Source organism: Hyphomicrobium sp. CS1BSMeth3, from assembly GCF_900117415.1.
GTDB lineage: Bacteria > Pseudomonadota > Alphaproteobacteria > Rhizobiales > Hyphomicrobiaceae.
Genome location: NZ_FPEI01000006.1, coordinates 2,398,728 through 2,413,580 on the forward strand (window position 1 = coordinate 2,398,728; position 14,853 = coordinate 2,413,580).

The 14,853-nt window shown below is 64.7% G+C and carries 14 protein-coding genes; 5 read left to right on the forward strand and 9 right to left on the reverse strand.

Features of this window, described 5'->3' with window-relative positions:
* Positions 1 to 201: 201 nt before the first annotated feature.
* The 4 genes from CS1BSM3_RS26100 to CS1BSM3_RS26115 form a co-directional block, all read right to left on the reverse strand.
* Entirely contained in the window at positions 202 to 783 is a 582-nt protein-coding gene (locus CS1BSM3_RS26100; RefSeq protein ID WP_072392981.1) for an SH3 domain-containing protein, read from the reverse strand.
* 142 nt (positions 784 to 925) lie between these two features.
* A complete protein-coding gene (locus CS1BSM3_RS26105) occupies positions 926 to 1,657 on the reverse strand; it encodes a class I SAM-dependent methyltransferase (RefSeq protein WP_072392983.1) in 732 nt (243 codons plus the stop codon).
* Between the two features lie 12 nt (positions 1,658 to 1,669).
* On the reverse strand, positions 1,670 to 3,259 hold the full coding sequence (gene serA / locus CS1BSM3_RS26110) for a phosphoglycerate dehydrogenase (protein WP_072392986.1): 1,590 nt from the start codon (positions 3,257 to 3,259) through the stop codon (positions 1,670 to 1,672).
* Between the two features lie 116 nt (positions 3,260 to 3,375).
* Entirely contained in the window at positions 3,376 to 4,551 is a 1,176-nt protein-coding gene (locus CS1BSM3_RS26115; protein ID WP_072392989.1) for a phosphoserine transaminase, read from the reverse strand.
* A gap of 367 nt (positions 4,552 to 4,918) precedes the next feature.
* On the opposite strand from CS1BSM3_RS26115, the gene rnk reads away from it, so the two are divergent.
* Entirely contained in the window at positions 4,919 to 5,332 is a 414-nt protein-coding gene (gene rnk / locus CS1BSM3_RS26120; protein WP_072394620.1) for a nucleoside diphosphate kinase regulator, read from the forward strand.
* Positions 5,332 to 5,853 carry a GreA/GreB family elongation factor gene (locus CS1BSM3_RS26125; RefSeq protein WP_072392993.1) on the forward strand — a complete coding sequence of 174 codons (522 nt, stop codon included), beginning with the start codon at positions 5,332 to 5,334 and terminating at the stop codon, positions 5,851 to 5,853. The genes rnk and CS1BSM3_RS26125 overlap by 1 nt, the downstream gene beginning before the upstream one ends.
* A 35-nt stretch (positions 5,854 to 5,888) precedes the next feature.
* On the opposite strand, the gene CS1BSM3_RS26130 is transcribed toward CS1BSM3_RS26125, so the two are convergent.
* From CS1BSM3_RS26130 to purC, 3 genes are all read right to left on the reverse strand, one after another.
* A complete protein-coding gene (locus CS1BSM3_RS26130; RefSeq protein WP_072392996.1) occupies positions 5,889 to 6,779 on the reverse strand; it encodes an alpha/beta hydrolase in 891 nt (296 codons plus the stop codon).
* Positions 6,780 to 7,112: 333 nt separating this feature from the next.
* Positions 7,113 to 8,303, reverse strand: a complete 1,191-nt coding sequence (locus CS1BSM3_RS26135; RefSeq protein WP_072392999.1) for an NADH-quinone oxidoreductase subunit D — start codon at positions 8,301 to 8,303, stop codon at positions 7,113 to 7,115.
* 229 nt (positions 8,304 to 8,532) lie between these two features.
* Positions 8,533 to 9,321 carry a phosphoribosylaminoimidazolesuccinocarboxamide synthase gene (gene purC, locus CS1BSM3_RS26140; RefSeq protein WP_072393001.1) on the reverse strand — a complete coding sequence of 263 codons (789 nt, stop codon included), beginning with the start codon at positions 9,319 to 9,321 and terminating at the stop codon, positions 8,533 to 8,535.
* Positions 9,322 to 9,663: 342 nt separating this feature from the next.
* Between purC and CS1BSM3_RS26145 the strand changes: the two genes are divergently transcribed.
* Positions 9,664 to 9,990 carry a DUF1476 domain-containing protein gene (locus CS1BSM3_RS26145; RefSeq protein WP_072393004.1) on the forward strand — a complete coding sequence of 109 codons (327 nt, stop codon included), beginning with the start codon at positions 9,664 to 9,666 and terminating at the stop codon, positions 9,988 to 9,990.
* A 71-nt stretch (positions 9,991 to 10,061) separates the two neighbouring features.
* On the opposite strand, the gene CS1BSM3_RS26150 is transcribed toward CS1BSM3_RS26145, so the two are convergent.
* Complete coding sequence (locus CS1BSM3_RS26150; protein ID WP_072393007.1) at positions 10,062 to 11,198, reverse strand: site-specific DNA-methyltransferase; 1,137 nt, start codon at positions 11,196 to 11,198, stop codon at positions 10,062 to 10,064.
* Positions 11,199 to 11,513: 315 nt separating this feature from the next.
* Between CS1BSM3_RS26150 and CS1BSM3_RS26155 the strand changes: the two genes are divergently transcribed.
* Both CS1BSM3_RS26155 and CS1BSM3_RS26160 read left to right on the forward strand, forming a co-directional pair.
* Positions 11,514 to 12,431, forward strand: a complete 918-nt coding sequence (locus CS1BSM3_RS26155; protein ID WP_072393010.1) for an AEC family transporter — start codon at positions 11,514 to 11,516, stop codon at positions 12,429 to 12,431.
* Between the two features lie 91 nt (positions 12,432 to 12,522).
* The gene (locus CS1BSM3_RS26160; RefSeq protein WP_083528912.1) at positions 12,523 to 13,104 is read left to right on the forward strand and encodes a TIGR00645 family protein; all 582 of its coding nucleotides are present in this window, start codon (positions 12,523 to 12,525) and stop codon (positions 13,102 to 13,104) included.
* On the opposite strand, the gene CS1BSM3_RS26165 is transcribed toward CS1BSM3_RS26160, so the two are convergent.
* The gene (locus tag CS1BSM3_RS26165) at positions 13,101 to 14,588 is read right to left on the reverse strand and encodes a M81 family metallopeptidase (RefSeq protein WP_072393013.1); all 1,488 of its coding nucleotides are present in this window, start codon (positions 14,586 to 14,588) and stop codon (positions 13,101 to 13,103) included. The genes CS1BSM3_RS26160 and CS1BSM3_RS26165 overlap by 4 nt on opposite strands.
* Between the last annotated feature and the right edge of the window lie 265 nt (positions 14,589 to 14,853).

A 14,853-nucleotide genomic window follows, 5' to 3' on the forward strand; every position in this document is an offset into this window, starting at 1 on the left:
GCTGGTCTCACCACGCCGTCATCGCTGCCGCGGGCCGCAGCCCCAACGACGTCGCTCACGGATGTTCGCATAGATCGACATGGGCCCTATATGGGGCAGAGCGGCCGCTGGTGTCAATAATTCAGGCAATTCAACGAAAGGCCCGGGCAGCCGCCTGGCAGCCCGGGCCCTTATGGATCGCAATGTGGACCGATCTAGCGACTAGCGGCGCTGATCACCGCGATGATCAGGCCCGGGGCGATCTCCCCTGGGGCGATCGGGCCGCTTCCAGCCGCGATCCGGCGGACCCTTCATGCCGGGAGGGGCCTGATAGCCCTGGCGCCACCAGCCGGCCTTGCGCGGCCCGGATGGCGGTGCCCGCCAGCCCGGACGCGGCCGCGGCTTGAACGCTACCCAGCGGTCGCGCTCCTTGAACCAGGGCCGGCCCGTGTAGTGCTGGCGCCAATAGTTTGCCGCGAGGAACGTGACGACGGGGATCCGCGCCGCGCTGAGGCCGATATCGGGCACAGGCACGTACTCGCCGCGCCGACTGAGGGCCAGGTACTCGCTGAATACCCACCCGCGGTTGCCGCCCGCGATCACATCGCACCAGGACTCGTCCCTGAGACAGCCGCGAATGTCGACGGATGTCCCCTCGGGAATGACGCCCATGCTCGGGAACTCCGTATCGGGTCCCGTCCTGTGGTTCACATTGGCCGTCGTAAAGCCCGGCGCCGCCTGCGCGACCATCGCGCCCGTCATCGAGAGCGCCAGGACCGCGGAAGCCAACTTCAGCATTTTCATCAGACTCATCCCTCATTAGGTGATCTGCTTCACGCACAACACACCCAGCGCAAACGGCGCGCGCGGCGGCGATCCGTCTCGTCCAATGCGGAATAGCTTTTTCAATGGATCGGCCGTGCGACAACCCGCGCGCGAGGGCGCCTTAATTGCGCCGCGCGGAGACGAGGAGGAACATCGGCCGCTCGCGCTCCTTGGCCCATGCGGGCTGGGCCGCGATCTGCTCCGGCGTCGGGCCGTACTCTTCAACGTGGGCAATCGCGAAGCCCGCGCCGATCAGCGCATTGAGCGTGGTCGCGAGTGTGCGGTGATATTTGACGACGCCCGGCCTGAACCACTCCGTCGTGCGCGTACCTTCGGCGAGATAGCCGTCCACGGGCCATGTCGGGGCGCCATCCAGATGGGTGAGCCATTCGGCGCGGCGCGACGCCATCAGGATCGGATGCTCGGTCGAGAAGACGAAATGCCCGCCGGGAATGAGCGCGGCGTGCACTTCAGCAAAGAGCCGCGCCACGTCCTCGAGATAGTGGATGGCAAGCGAGCTGTAGGCGAGATCGAAGCGACCCTTGGGCAACGCCACTGTCGCGAGATCATGCTGCTGGTAGGTGATCGCGTCGTCCGACGTCGCCGCGCGGGCGCGCGCAAGCATATTCTCGGAGAGGTCGATACCGAGCACGTCGGCGGCGCCGTTCTCGCGCGCCCAGCGGCAGAACCAGCCAAAGCCACAGCCGAGATCGACGATCCTGAGACCGCGCACGTCGGGCAGCATGGCCTGCAGGCGAGGCCACTCCGGCGCTGAAGGGAGGCCGCCCACCGAACGCGGCAGGCGGCTGTACCCAGCGAAGAACTCCGGATCGTCGTAGATGTTCTGAGGCATCAGCCCCGTTTATCAGAAAGCGAGGCGGTTGGCCCTCACGACATGCGGCAGCGAGCGTACCTGAGCCATGACGGGCTCGGGCATGGGCTCGTCCAGCGTGACGATGCAGATGGCGTCACCGCCGGGCTTGTCGCGGCCGAGGTTGAGCGTCGCGATGTTGAGGCCCGCCTTGCCCATGAGCATTCCGAAGTTGCCGATGAAGCCCGGCTTGTCGGAATTGCGCACGAAGAGCATGTGCGGCGCCGTCTCGAACTCCATGTTGATGTCGCGCACCTGGATGATGCGGGGGCGGCCATCACTGAAGACCGTGCCGGCCACCGAGCGCTCGTAGTCGTCGGTGACGACGGTCAGGCGCATGTAACCCTCGAAGGCGCCGTCCTGCGTGCGCGTCGTCTCCTCGACGACAATGCCGCGATCCTTCGCCGTCGTCGTCGCCGAGACCATGTTCACGGCATCCGACAGCAACGGGCGCAGGATACCCGCGACGCCGGCCGCCGTGAGCGGCTTGACGTTCAGCTCCGCGACGGTGCCGGAGTATTCGAGGCGGATGCCCTTGATGCTCGATTCCGTGAGCTGGCCGGCGAAGAGGCCGAGCTGCTCGGCGAGCTTCACCCAGGGGCGTAGGCGCGGCGCCTCCTCGGCCGTGATCGACGGGAAGTTCACCGCGTTGGAGATCGCGCCCTTGAGCAGGTAGTCGGACATCTGCTCGGCAATCTGCAGGGCGACATTCTCCTGCGCTTCCGAGGTGGCAGCGCCGAGATGCGGGGTGCAGACGACGTTCGGCAAACCGAAAAGGACGTTTTCTTTGGCCGGCTCGACCTCGAAAACGTCGAGCGCCGCGCCCGCAACCTTGCCCGCCTTGAGCGCTGCTGCGAGGGCGTGCTCGTCGACGAGGCCGCCGCGCGCGCAGTTGATGATGCGCACGCCGGTCCTCATCTGCTCGAAGGCTGAGGCATTGAGGACATTGCGCGCGCGCTCGGTCAGCGGCGTGTGCAGGGTGATGAAATCCGCGCGCTGCAGCAGTGCCGGCAGCTCGACCTTCTCGACGCCGATCTCGACGGCGCGCTCCTCGGAGAGGAAGGGATCGAAGGCGATGACGCGCATCTTGAGTCCGATGGCGCGGTCGGCAACGATCGAGCCGATATTACCGCAGCCGATCACGCCGAGCGTCTTGCCGAAGAGCTCGACACCCATGAAGCGGGATTTCTCCCACTTGCCGGCCTGCGTCGAGCGATCCGCCTCGGGAAGCTGGCGCGCAAGCGCCATCATCATGGCAATGGCGTGCTCGGCCGTCGTGATCGAATTGCCGAAGGGCGTGTTCATCACGATGATGCCCTTGGCGGTGGCGGCCTTGATATCGACGTTGTCGACGCCGATGCCGGCGCGGCCGATCACCTTGAGGTTGGTCGCCGCAGCGATGATCTTCTCGGTGGCCTTGGTCGCCGAGCGGACGGCGAGGCCGTCATAGTTGCCGATGATCGCGGCGAGCTTTTCCTTGTCCTTGCCGAGCGTCGGCTCGAAGGTCACGTCGATGCCGCGATCCTTGAAGATCTGCACGGCGGTAGGGGAAAGCTCGTCGGAAATGAGAACTTTGGGAGCCATGGCGTCATGATCCTGAATGAATGTGCGCCGGCACGTCCGTTCGCGATGCTGCGGCGCGGGTGCATTTTCTGATGCGGAATTGGGTGAGGGGCGACGCGCGCCCCTCGCTTCAGCTCTCAGGCAGCCTTCGCGAGCGAGGCACGCGCTTCCGCGTAGGCCCACTCGATCCACGGCACGAGCAGCTCGACATCGCGCGTCTCGACCGTCGAGCCCGTCCAGATCCGTAGACCCGGAGGCGCATCGCGGTAGTAGCCCGCGTCCATGGCGACGCCTTCCTTTTCCAGGAGGCCCGAGACGCTCTTGGCAAAAGCTGCCTGCGCCTCGAGCGGCAGTGCCGCGATCGCAGGATCGGTGAACTTCAGGCAGACGCTCGTATTGGAGCGGGTCTTCGGCTCGACCGCGAGCGACGCGATCCAAGGCGTGCGCTCCACCCAGTCATAGAGGGCCTTCGCATTGGCATCGGCGCGCGCCATGAGGCCCGAGCGGCCACCGACCCGATCTGCCCACGCGAGGGCATCGAGATAGTCCTCGAGTGCCAGCATGGACGGCGTGTTGATCGTCTCGCCCTCGAAAATGGCCTTGTTCAGCTTACCGCCCTTGGTCAGGCGGAAGATCTTCGGGAGCGGCCAGGGCGGGCTGTAGGTCTCGAGACGCTCGACCGCGCGCGGCGAGAGAACAAGCATACCGTGCGCCGCCTCGCTGCCGAGCACCTTCTGCCAGGAGAAGGTGAGCACGTCGATCTTCGACCAGTCGATGGGCTGGGCAAAGGCGGCCGAGGTCGCATCGGCGAACGTGAGGCCGGCGCGATTTGCCGGGATCCAGTTGTAGTCCGGCACGCGTACACCCGAGGTCGTGCCGTTGGACGTGAAGAGCACATCGCGCGAGAAATCGACGGTGCTCAGATCCGGCAGCTCGCCATATGGCGCCTTGATGACACGGATGTCGCTGAGCTTGAGCTGCTTGGTCATATCCGTGACCCAGCCCTCGCCGAAACTCTCCCAGGCGAGCGCATCGACGCCGCGAGCGCCGAGCATCGACCACATGGCGAGCTCGAAGGCGCCGGTGTCGGAGGCCGGCACGATGGCGCAGATGTAGTCGGCGGGAAGCCCGAGCAGCGCCTTGGTCTTGTCGATGGCGAGCTTCAGGCGCGCCTTGCCCTCTTTCGCCCGGTGCGACCGGCCGAGGAATGCTTTTGCGAGGGCTTCGGGGGACCAGCCAGGGCGCTTGGCGCAGGGGCCGGAGGAGAAATGAGCGCAATCAGGCCGCTGCTGCGGCCGCGTCGTCGTCGTCATGTGAGCCTATCCTTCCAGATAGAAGCCCCTCGTTGGGGAGGGGTGTCCCACGCGGGGGAATACGCCCGACGCGGCGCGCCGTCAATCATGCAAAGGTCGCAGGCTGTGCGCAGAGCCTCGCCTTGACAATTGAGCCCAGGGTGCCAACCTGTCCTACATGACGAGCGAATGCGCAAATCTTCAGCGGATCCTTCTGATCGCGCATTTCTAGCCCCGAGCTCGGCGCGGCCTTGCCCCGAGCTTCGGGGAAAAGCGGAGCCTCGCGCGGCTTCCACCTTTCTCGGCCATTTCCGACATCAACTGATGAGCCTGCCGCCGCGAGAGCGTCTCGCGCTGCAATGGCTCACAAACTCATATGAGCACGATCATGCACCAGAGCGCGCCCGTCGGCGCCAAACCGCCGCTCGTCATCGGCGACGTCGATCATCGCCATCTCGTTTCACTTGCCGTCGCAATGGAGAAGCGCGCGCCAGAGGTATCCCAAGCCCTGCTCGCCGAGCTCGATCGCGCGAAGGTCGTGCCCCAGCACAAAGTGCCGGCGCGCACCGTCCGCATGGGCTCCACCGTGCGTTTCAGCACGAACGGCGCCGCCGAGCGACGCGTGACGCTCGTCCTTCCGGGCGACGCGGACATCGATGCCGGGCGCATTTCCGTCATGACGCCGATCGGCGCCGCCCTGATCGGCCTCTCGACCGGTCAAGCAATACGCTGGCAGGCCCGCGACGGGCGCGAGCAGGAGCTGACCATCCTCGACGTCGAGCCGCCGGCGGAGGGCGGGTGATGCCGAACAACCCACCCTGCCAGCTCACGGCGAAGGATATGAGCGTGCTCGAAGGCATGATGGATCGGCTCAAGGCGCAATCGCAGGCCGACAGCGCCATGGCGCGACTGCTCGGCCGCAAGCTCGCTGCGGCGCGCATCTGCTTTCGGGATGACATCGATCCGCGCGTTGCGACGATCAACAGCCGCATTCAGTTCCGCGTCGGCAGTGGAAGCATCGAGACGTGCGTCCTGACACATGGCGGCGAGAGCGCACTGCCCGGCACGGCGCTCTCCATTTCGAGCCTCTACGGCCTCGCTTTGCTGGGCCTCACGGAGGGCGACACGATCGCAGTGGAAGAAGCGGACGGGAAAAGCGACGTGCTGCATGTCGTGCGCGTCGTGCACCAGCCTGAAGCGGCGCGGCTCAGAAATCACCGCACGGGCTTGCGGCTCATCCATGGCGCACAGACACGGCACAGCCGAGCTAGCGAAATTCCGGATGGGCCCGACGATGATGACCCGGGGCCACGCGCGGCCTGATCGGCCACCGGCGGCATCCGGACCTACGCTAGCGGTCAGGCGCGGCCGGCCCGCGCCTCGAGATGATGGTCGGCGCGCGCCGACTTGCTGCGCTCGCGGACGGCGGGCTTGCCGGCATCGATCTCGGCCACGACCTGGTTCATGAACGAGACGGTGCGGTCGACGACCACCTGACGCTGCCGGTCGATCGTGATGATGTGGTAGCTATCATCGAGAACGACGAGCTCGACGCGGCCGCCGAGATGGCGCTGCAGGTACTCGGAATTGTTGATGTCGGCGTGATCGTCCTCGCGCGGGTGGAGGACAAGCGACGGCTGCGTGACCTTCGCGGCCTCACGCATAAAGGCCTTCACCATCCAGCGGTGCTCGAGCACGGCGCCGCCCGGCGTGTAGGGAATGCCCGAGACGGAGTTGTCGGCACTCTTCAGGGCATTGGCGATGAGATCGCGCACACGCGGATCCTTGATCCCGTGCGGGTCCGCATCCTCGAAGCGAAGCTTGTTCGCGAACCACTTGTGGTGCACGAGATTGAAGAAGCGCGCGTACCACGGCATGACCCAGCCATTGAGCCAGAAGATCGGCGCGTAGGACACCGTGCCCTGCACGAGCTTCGGATTGCGCGCGGCGAGCAGGAGCGCCAGCACGGCGCCGACCGAGAGGCCGCCCACGAACACGACGTCGCAGTCCTGGCGCATACGCTGCAGCGCGGCTTCCGCGCTCGTGTACCAATCCTGCCAGGTGGTGTTGGCGACGTCATCGACGCTGCCGCCATGGCCGGCGAGCAGCGGACAATGAACGGTGTAGCCGGCGCGCGCGACGCCATAGGCGACATAGCGCAGCTCCATCGGCGTCCCGCCGAGGCCGTGGAAAAGAAGCAGGCCGACGCGATTGCCGGGGATGATGAGGCTCAGATCTTTGTTGGTCATTCTCGGAACACAGGTGCTGTTGTTCTTAATTGCAGGTTATCGCGGCCGTACCGTGCATCACGCATGCCGGTCATACCCTCTTAAGTATGCGGCGTGCTCCTGGTCGAACTTTATGGTTAAAATTCGGCCAATCCGTGCGGCCACCTGCATGGCGTGGCGACGATGGCGGAATAGCAGGGATCGTCCGATCCCTCTTCGCGCCCACCATCACCGGTAACCCCGCGCCCTTGAAACCTCCTGAGCGCTGTAGCGTCAACCGCCTCTCGCGCGTTTGGTTCCCCGAACCCTTACGGGCGCGCCAGACCTTCGAAATTCTGGAGGAAACGCGGCCGCCTAGCGGTCGATCTCGCCGAACACGATATCGAATGAGCCGAGGATCGCGGAGACGTCGGCCAGAAGGTGCTTCTTGCCGAACGGATCGAGCGCCTGGAGATGCGGGAAGCCCGGTGCGCGGATCTTGCAGCGATAGGGCTTGTTCGAACCATCAGCGACGAGATAGACGCCGAACTCGCCCTTGGGTGCTTCAACCGCCGCATAAACCTCGCCCGGGGGCACGTGGAAGCCCTCAGTGTAGAGCTTGAAGTGGTGGATCAGCGCTTCCATCGAGCGCTTCATCTCGGCGCGCTTCGGCGGCACGACCTTCTTGTCGTCGGAGACGTGCGGGCCCTGGCCCTCGGCCGAAGCGAGCTTCTCGCAGCACTGCTTCATGATGCGCGCAGCTTCGCGCATCTCGACCATGCGCATGAGATAGCGGTCGTAGCAGTCGCCGTTCTTGCCGATCGGAATGTCGAACTCGAGCTCCGAATAGCACTCGTAGGGCTGGGCGCGGCGCAGGTCCCAGGCGACACCGGTGCTGCGCAGCATGACGCCCGACATGCCCCAGGCCATGGCATCGGCCATGGTGAAGGTGCCGATGTCGACATTGCGCTGCTTGAAGATGCGGTTGTCGGTCAGCAGGCCCTCGATGTCGTCGCAGACCTTGAGGAAGGGGTCGCACCACGCGTGGATGTCGGCGATCAGCTCCGGCGGCAGATCCTGGTGCACGCCGCCAATGCGGAAGTACTTCGCGTGCATGCGCGAGCCGGACGCGCGCTCGTAGAAGACCATGAGCTTCTCGCGCTCCTCGAAGCCCCAGAGCGGCGGCGTCAGGGCGCCGACGTCCATGGCCTGCGTGGTGACATTGAGGAGATGCGAGAGAATGCGGCCGATCTCGGAGTAGAGCACGCGGATGAGCTGGGCGCGCTTCGGGATCGTGATCTCCAGGAGCTTCTCCGCCGCCATGCAGAAGGAATGCTCCTGGTTCATGGGCGCGACGTAGTCGAGGCGGTCGAAGTAGCCGATGGCCTGCAGGTAGGACTTGTGCTCGATCAGCTTCTCGGTGCCGCGGTGGAGAAGGCCGATGTGCGGATCGACGCGCTCCACGACCTCGCCGTCGAGCTCCAGAACCAGACGCAGCACGCCGTGTGCCGCCGGATGCTGCGGACCGAAGTTGATGTTGAAAGGGCGAATCTCGGTCTCGGCCACGGCGCTCGTCCGATTCTAGAGATGGAGCAGGACCTCGGCGGTCGTGCCCTTGGGTTCCTGCGCTCGATACCCCAGACCGGACCGCTCTGGCAACGCGTCAATTGATACGACCCACGCCTGGGCCGATCTCGAAGTCGCATCCAAGGTCCAAGACGCTTTGAAAACAGAAAAAGCCGGGCGCCCAGTTCGACGGGGCCCGGCTTTTTTGATGTCAGCGTACAATCACCAGTCAATTGGGCTTCATGCCGTTGGTCGAGACCAGCACCGGGCCCGAGCCCTTGGGCCGGGGGTTCTCGGTCAGGACGCCGAGCCGGCGCGCGACCTCCTGGTAGGCCTCGATGAGGCCGCCGAGGTCCTGGCGGAAGCGGTCCTTGTCCATCTTGTCGCCGCTCGACACATCCCAGAGGCGGCAGCAGTCCGGGCTGATCTCGTCGGCGAGGACGATCCGCATGTTGTCGTTCTGCTCCCAGAGGCGCCCGAACTCGACCTTGAAGTCCACGAGCCGGATGCCGATGCCGAGAAACAGGCCGACGAGGAAGTCGTTGACGCGGAGCGCCATCTGCATGACCTCGTCGATCTCGGCGGGCGTGGCCCAGCCAAAGGCCGTGATGTGCTCTTCCGAGACCATCGGGTCGTTGAGCTTGTCGTTCTTGTAGTAGAACTCGACGATCGAGCGCGGCAGTGCGCTCCCCTCGTCTAGCCCCAGCCGGGACGCGAGCGAGCCGGCGGCGACGTTGCGCACGACCACCTCGAGGGGGATGATCTCTACCTCGCGGATGAGCTGCTCGCGCATGTTGAGCCGCTTGATGAAGTGCGTCGGCACGCCGATCTCGCCGAGCCGCTGGAAGATGTACTCGGAGATGCGGTTATTGAGGACGCCCTTGCCATCGATCAGCGCATGCTTCTTCGCGTTGAAAGCTGTGGCGTCATCCTTGAAATGCTGGATCAGGGTCCCGGGCTCCGGACCCTCGTAGAGCACCTTGGCCTTGCCCTCGTAGATGCGACGCCGCCTATTCATTTTCATGGATCCTTCGTGGTATCCCTGTTTCGTCCGGGTCTTCGGTTGCGGCTCGCTCGACTGCCTCGATGATCCGAGCCGGATTACCCGGCCCAGCCTGGCTCGCGCAGCGCGCCACCGTCCCAAACGCTCATGTCAGCCCGTGGGGCGGAGACTATCCGAACCGCCCCGCGGAAACAACGACGACCCCGGACCGCGCACAATGGACACTGTTCACAAATGCCGCATGGTTGATTTGCCGGTGCGGCTCACGATATGCCTTTGGCGAGCAATGCATGGGCTTGCTGTGCGCGTCATCAGCCCCGGCGTGTGCCATAGTCCTGATTTCAACCGGAGATCTCTATGACGACGTTCGACGAGCGGGAAAAGGCGTTCGAGAAGAAGTTTGCACACGATCAGGATTTGAAGTTCAGGGCTGAGTCACGGCGCAATAGAATGGTCGCTGAATGGGCCGCAACGAAGCTCGGCCTGACGGGTGAAGCTGTCGACGACTACATCAAGGCTGTCAGAAAAGCTGATCTCGAGGAAAAGGGCGACGACGACGTCTTTCGTAAGCTTCGTAAAGACTTCGACGCCAAGGGCATCCAGGTGAGCGACACTGAGATCCGGGATGTGCTTTTCAAGCTCCTCGGCGAGGCTGTCGCGCAGGTCCAGAAGGACACGAAGTAGCGCGCAGGTCGCCCAGGAGTTGGGTGCGCCCAGCCCGCGCCCCGGGATCGGGGGGCGCGGAGTTGCCTCGCCTACTCGGCGGCGACGAGGGGCTGCGGCTTCACGACCGCGAGCTGACGCCGCGCCAGTTCCCGAAGTGAGTCGATCGGCTTGAGCTTGCCCTCGACCTCGAGGTGCCAGAACGTCCAGCCATTGCACGCGGCCTTCCCCTGCACGGCCGCACCGAGGCGGTGGATCGAGCCCTGCTGCTCCACGCCACCATCGAGGACGAGCGTGCCGTCCGCCCGCACGTTGGCCCAGATGCGCCCGCGCTCGTCCGTGAGGCGCGTACCGGCTTCGAGAAGGCCGAGCTCGACAATGGCGCCGAAGGGAATGCGCGGCTCGGCCCGCTTCGAGCGCATGGTCTCGAGATCGACCGGCGCGAGCGGCCGGACGCGTGCAATCCGCTCACGCGCAGCGGCGGCGTAGTCGGGATCGCGCTCGATACCGATGTAGTGCCGACCGAGGCGGCGCGCGACGGCGCCTGTCGTACCGGTGCCGAAGAAGGGATCGAGAACCGTATCGCCCGGCCGCGTCGAGGCGAGCAGCACGCGGTGGAGCAGCGCCTCGGGCTTCTGCGTCGGATGAGCCTTGCGGCCACCATCGTCCTTCAGCCGCTCCGGCCCCGAGCAGATCGGAAAGAGCCAGTCCGAGCGCATCTGCAGGTCGTCATTGCCGGCCTTCATGGCCTCGTAGTTGAAGGTCACGCGTGACTTGCGATCGCGGCCGGCCCAGATGAGCGTCTCGTGCGCGTTGGTGAAGCGCTTGCCGCGGAAGTTCGGCATGGGGTTCGACTTGCGCCAGACGACATCGTTCTGGATCCAGAATCCGAGATCCTGGAGCGCGACGCCGAGCCGGAAGACATTGTGATAGGAGCCGATCACCCAGATCGCGCCGTCGGGCTTCAGAATGCGCCGGCATTCCGTCAGCCAGGCGCGCGTGAAGCGGTCGTAGCTTTCGAAGGTGTCGAACTTGTCCCAGGCATCATCGACGCCGTCGACGACGGTGTTGTTCGGCCGCAGCAGCTCGCCATCGAGCTGCAGGTTGTAGGGAGGATCGGCGAAGACGAGATCGACGCTCGCATCCGGAAGCTTCTTCAGCTCGGCGAGGCAATCCCCGACCAGGATGGAATCGATTTTTGCGACACCACGCGCACGACGAACGCTCATGAAACGCCACTCTCGAACTGACAACCGCGCACTCAACAGCAGCGCAGGTTGGCCCACGACCTCACCGGAGGGCAATGCCCATCCGACGTCCGAGAGCCTGCCCCTTCAAGGTTAAGGCGCCGTTAACTGACGCCCCGAAGCGCTGCAAACAGTGCGCATCAGCGCACGCGATTAGGTCGAACGAATGGCGAACTCGGTTGCATCGCCGACGTGAGGCGAGGCTGAAGACAAGTGCGTCATCACGCTTGCCCGCGTGGGACGCTGCAGCTATCAGCCGTCATCCAATTGAACGGGGTGGCCTCCGCACAAGGCGTCATGGATCTATTCTCCGACATTCTGACCCGCGTCACGCTGCCGATCATCGCCCTCGTCGCGCTCGGCTGGGCCCTGCAAGGCCGCCTGAAGCTCGACGTTCCGACGCTCAACCGCATCCAGGTCTACGTCGTCATGCCGGCGTTCCTGCTGCACTTCCTCTCGTCGGGAAAGCAGCCGCTCTCCGTCGTCTGGCCGGTCGTGTACTTCGGCATCGTGCAGTTCATGATCCTGATCCCGCTCGGCTGGCTGCTGGTCATCCTCTTCCGCCAGCGAAAATCGCTCGGGCCGGTCATGGGCCTCGGCACGGCCTACGCGAATGTCGGATTCTTCGGCATGCCGGTGACGCAGCTCGCGTTCGGCTCCGAGTACCTGATCTACCAGTCCGTGCTGACGGCGCTCATGGCCGTACTCGTGTGCACGGTCGGCGTCGCGCTGCTTGCGCCGCCGGGCGGGAGCAAGATCGCCAAGTTCAAGACGGCCTTCGAGACACCGCTCATCCCCTCCGTCGTCATCGGCCTTGCGCTGCGCGGCTTCCAGGTGGAGCTACCGACGGTCGTCTCGCAGCCCATGCAATTTCTCGGCTCGATCTTCACGCCACTCGCGCTCTACACGCTCGGCGCGCAGATCGCGGCGGCAAAGTCCATTCGCTTCGAGCTCGTGCCCCAGACCCTGATCCTGTTCCTCAAGTTCATCGCGGCGCCCGTGATCACTTGGGGGATCTGCCACGCCATGGGTCTGCCGCGCGATGTTCAGGATGTGATCGTGGTCGCCGCGGCAACGCCCGTCGGCGTGCTCATCGCGATCTTCGCGGCCGAGTACAAACGCGAGAGCGAGTTCATCTCGACCGCGGTTGTGGTCTCGACGGCGCTCTCGCCCATCTTCGTGACAGGTTGGATTTTGGCCACACGATTGTTCTGATTTGAGGGCCGGCACCGCCGTGCCCAATTGACTTTCCTCGAAACTCCAAGCTGAAGTCCCGCCCGCCTCAACAAGCGCCGAGCGCACACCCATGAGCAACCTGAAGTCGAGACAAGCTTCCTCCGACGTGCTCTACGAACAGCCTCAAACTCACAAGGTCATCTCGAGCCTCATTTTCGGCTCGCGGTGGCTGCAGCTCCCGCTGTACGTCGGGCTGATCCTGGCCCAGGCCATCTACGTCGTCATATTCCTGAAAGAGCTCTGGCACCTCATCACGCACGCCGGCACGTTCGGCGAGCAGCAGATCATGCTCGGCGTGCTGGCGCTGATCGATGTCGTGATGATCTCGAACCTGCTCGTCATGGTGATCGTCGGCGGCTACGAGACCTTCGTCTCGCGCCTGAGGCTCGAAGGCCATCCCGATCAGCCGGAATGGCTCGATCACGTGAACGCCAGCGTGCTCAAGATCAAGCTCGCCATGGCGATCATCGGCATTTCGTCGATCCACCTGCTCAAGACGTTCATCGAAGCGCGCAGCATCGGCCTTCCAGGCGCCACGACGACCGCCGAGGGCGTGCTCTGGCAGACGATCATCCACGTGGTGTTCATTCTGTCGGCGATCGGCATCGCCTACGTGGATCGCCTCGGGCTCTCATCCCGGCCGCAGCACTAGTCCAGATCGAGCGGGAAGACCGGCCGGGGCACGCGCGTGAACGGCAGCTTCGGCAGGTTGTTCGACATGACACCGCCGCCCTCGTCGACGACGATCACCTCGGAGGCGATCGGCGCATAGGCGGCGCGGAAGTGCTGCGAGGATTTGACCGCCAAAACCGACCGCTCGGTCGGCTCGATGCCGCCGGCGCGGAAGAAGTTGCGGTCGTAGTTCTGGAAGCGCCGCGAGTTGATCACGACCTCGACGCCGCCGATCTTCAGCGTCGCCGTCGGCCCCATTTCGAGGCTGAGCCCGCGCATCATCGGCCCTTCGATGATCATGTGGCCATCGCTCAGGTGCGTGACCGTGCCGGTTGCCTCGATAGGGGCGCCGAAGCGCGGATCGACCTTGCCGCCGAGCTTCAATGTGATCGTCGCGCCGAGCCCCGCCTTGTGACAGACCGCGGCCGCCTCGGGATCATAGAACGCCGCCATGGCCGCATTTTCGAGCCCTGCCTCGATCATGCCGCGCAACAAGCCCGTCGTGTCGCCGTAGCCACCGCCGCCGGGATTATCGGCGAAGTCCGCGAGCACGGCCGGCTTGCCCACCTTGCCCACAGCGCGAGCACGCTTCAGCGCCTCCGCGACCGTCACGAACTCGACTGTGCGGCGGTGGCGCCCTTCCCAGATCTCGTCGGCGAGGCTCTCGGCGTAGGCCTGAAAGCGCGGATCATTGCCGTCGCCGACGATCTGCGCCGTCGGCCCGACCTCGGAAATATCCGCCCATGAGACCCCGCCGTTGATCGACGCCGCCAGCACGCCTGCGTCGGACGACTTGATCTTTGCGCAGCGATCGAGCAGCTCGGTCATCGGACCGGGGCTCGTCGTGCGGCCGTCATCGGCGCCATAGATCTGCGCGCGGCGCGCGAGGTACGTCTTCGGCTTGATCTCGCCATCGAGCGCTTGGCTGACGATCTCCACCGTCTCCGCAGCGATGTCGTACATGTCGATGTGCGGGTACGTGCGATAGCTGACGAGAATGTCGGCGTGCTTCGCCATGGCCTTGGTGACGTTCGCGTGCAGATCGAGCGTCGCTGCAATGAGCACGTCCGGGCCGGTCTTGCCGCGAATGCGCTCGAGCAGCGTGCCCTCGCCGTCATCCGTGTGCTCGGCCACCATGGCGCCGTGCAGGTTCAGCAGGATGGCATCGAGCTTACCGGCCTTCGCGACGTCCGCGACGATCTCGTTCGCGATCGTCTCGTAGCAGTCCTTGGTGAGCTTGCCCGAAGGCGTCGCATCCGCGACGAGCGAGAGGACCGGCTCCCAGCCATACTTCGTGCAGCCATCCAGGAAGGCCGCGACCTCGGTGTTCGTGCCCTTGAAGAAGGGAACGATCTCGGCGCCCTTCACATATCCGCGAGCCTCGTAGGACTGGAGCGTCGTCGGCAGGATCGAGAACGTATTGGTTTCGTGCTTGAACCCGGCAATCAGCACGCGCTTCGTCATCGAGGATCTCCCGGCGGTGGGCCATGTTGTGGGCTAAAGCGTCAGACCTTGAATGCGCCCCGTGCCTGGACTGGACTCGCAGTCGCATTCAAGGTCCAAAGACGCTTTAGGTTCATAACATTCCAAAGCAACTTTGGACTTGAAATTCACTCCTCGCCTAGCCTCGAGCTCAGGTGAATTTCAAGTCCGTTGCTTTGGGTCGGATGCATGGTTCCATGAAAAGTGCGATGCTGTCACGCGGCGCGTAGACGCGGATCGGCGCCCG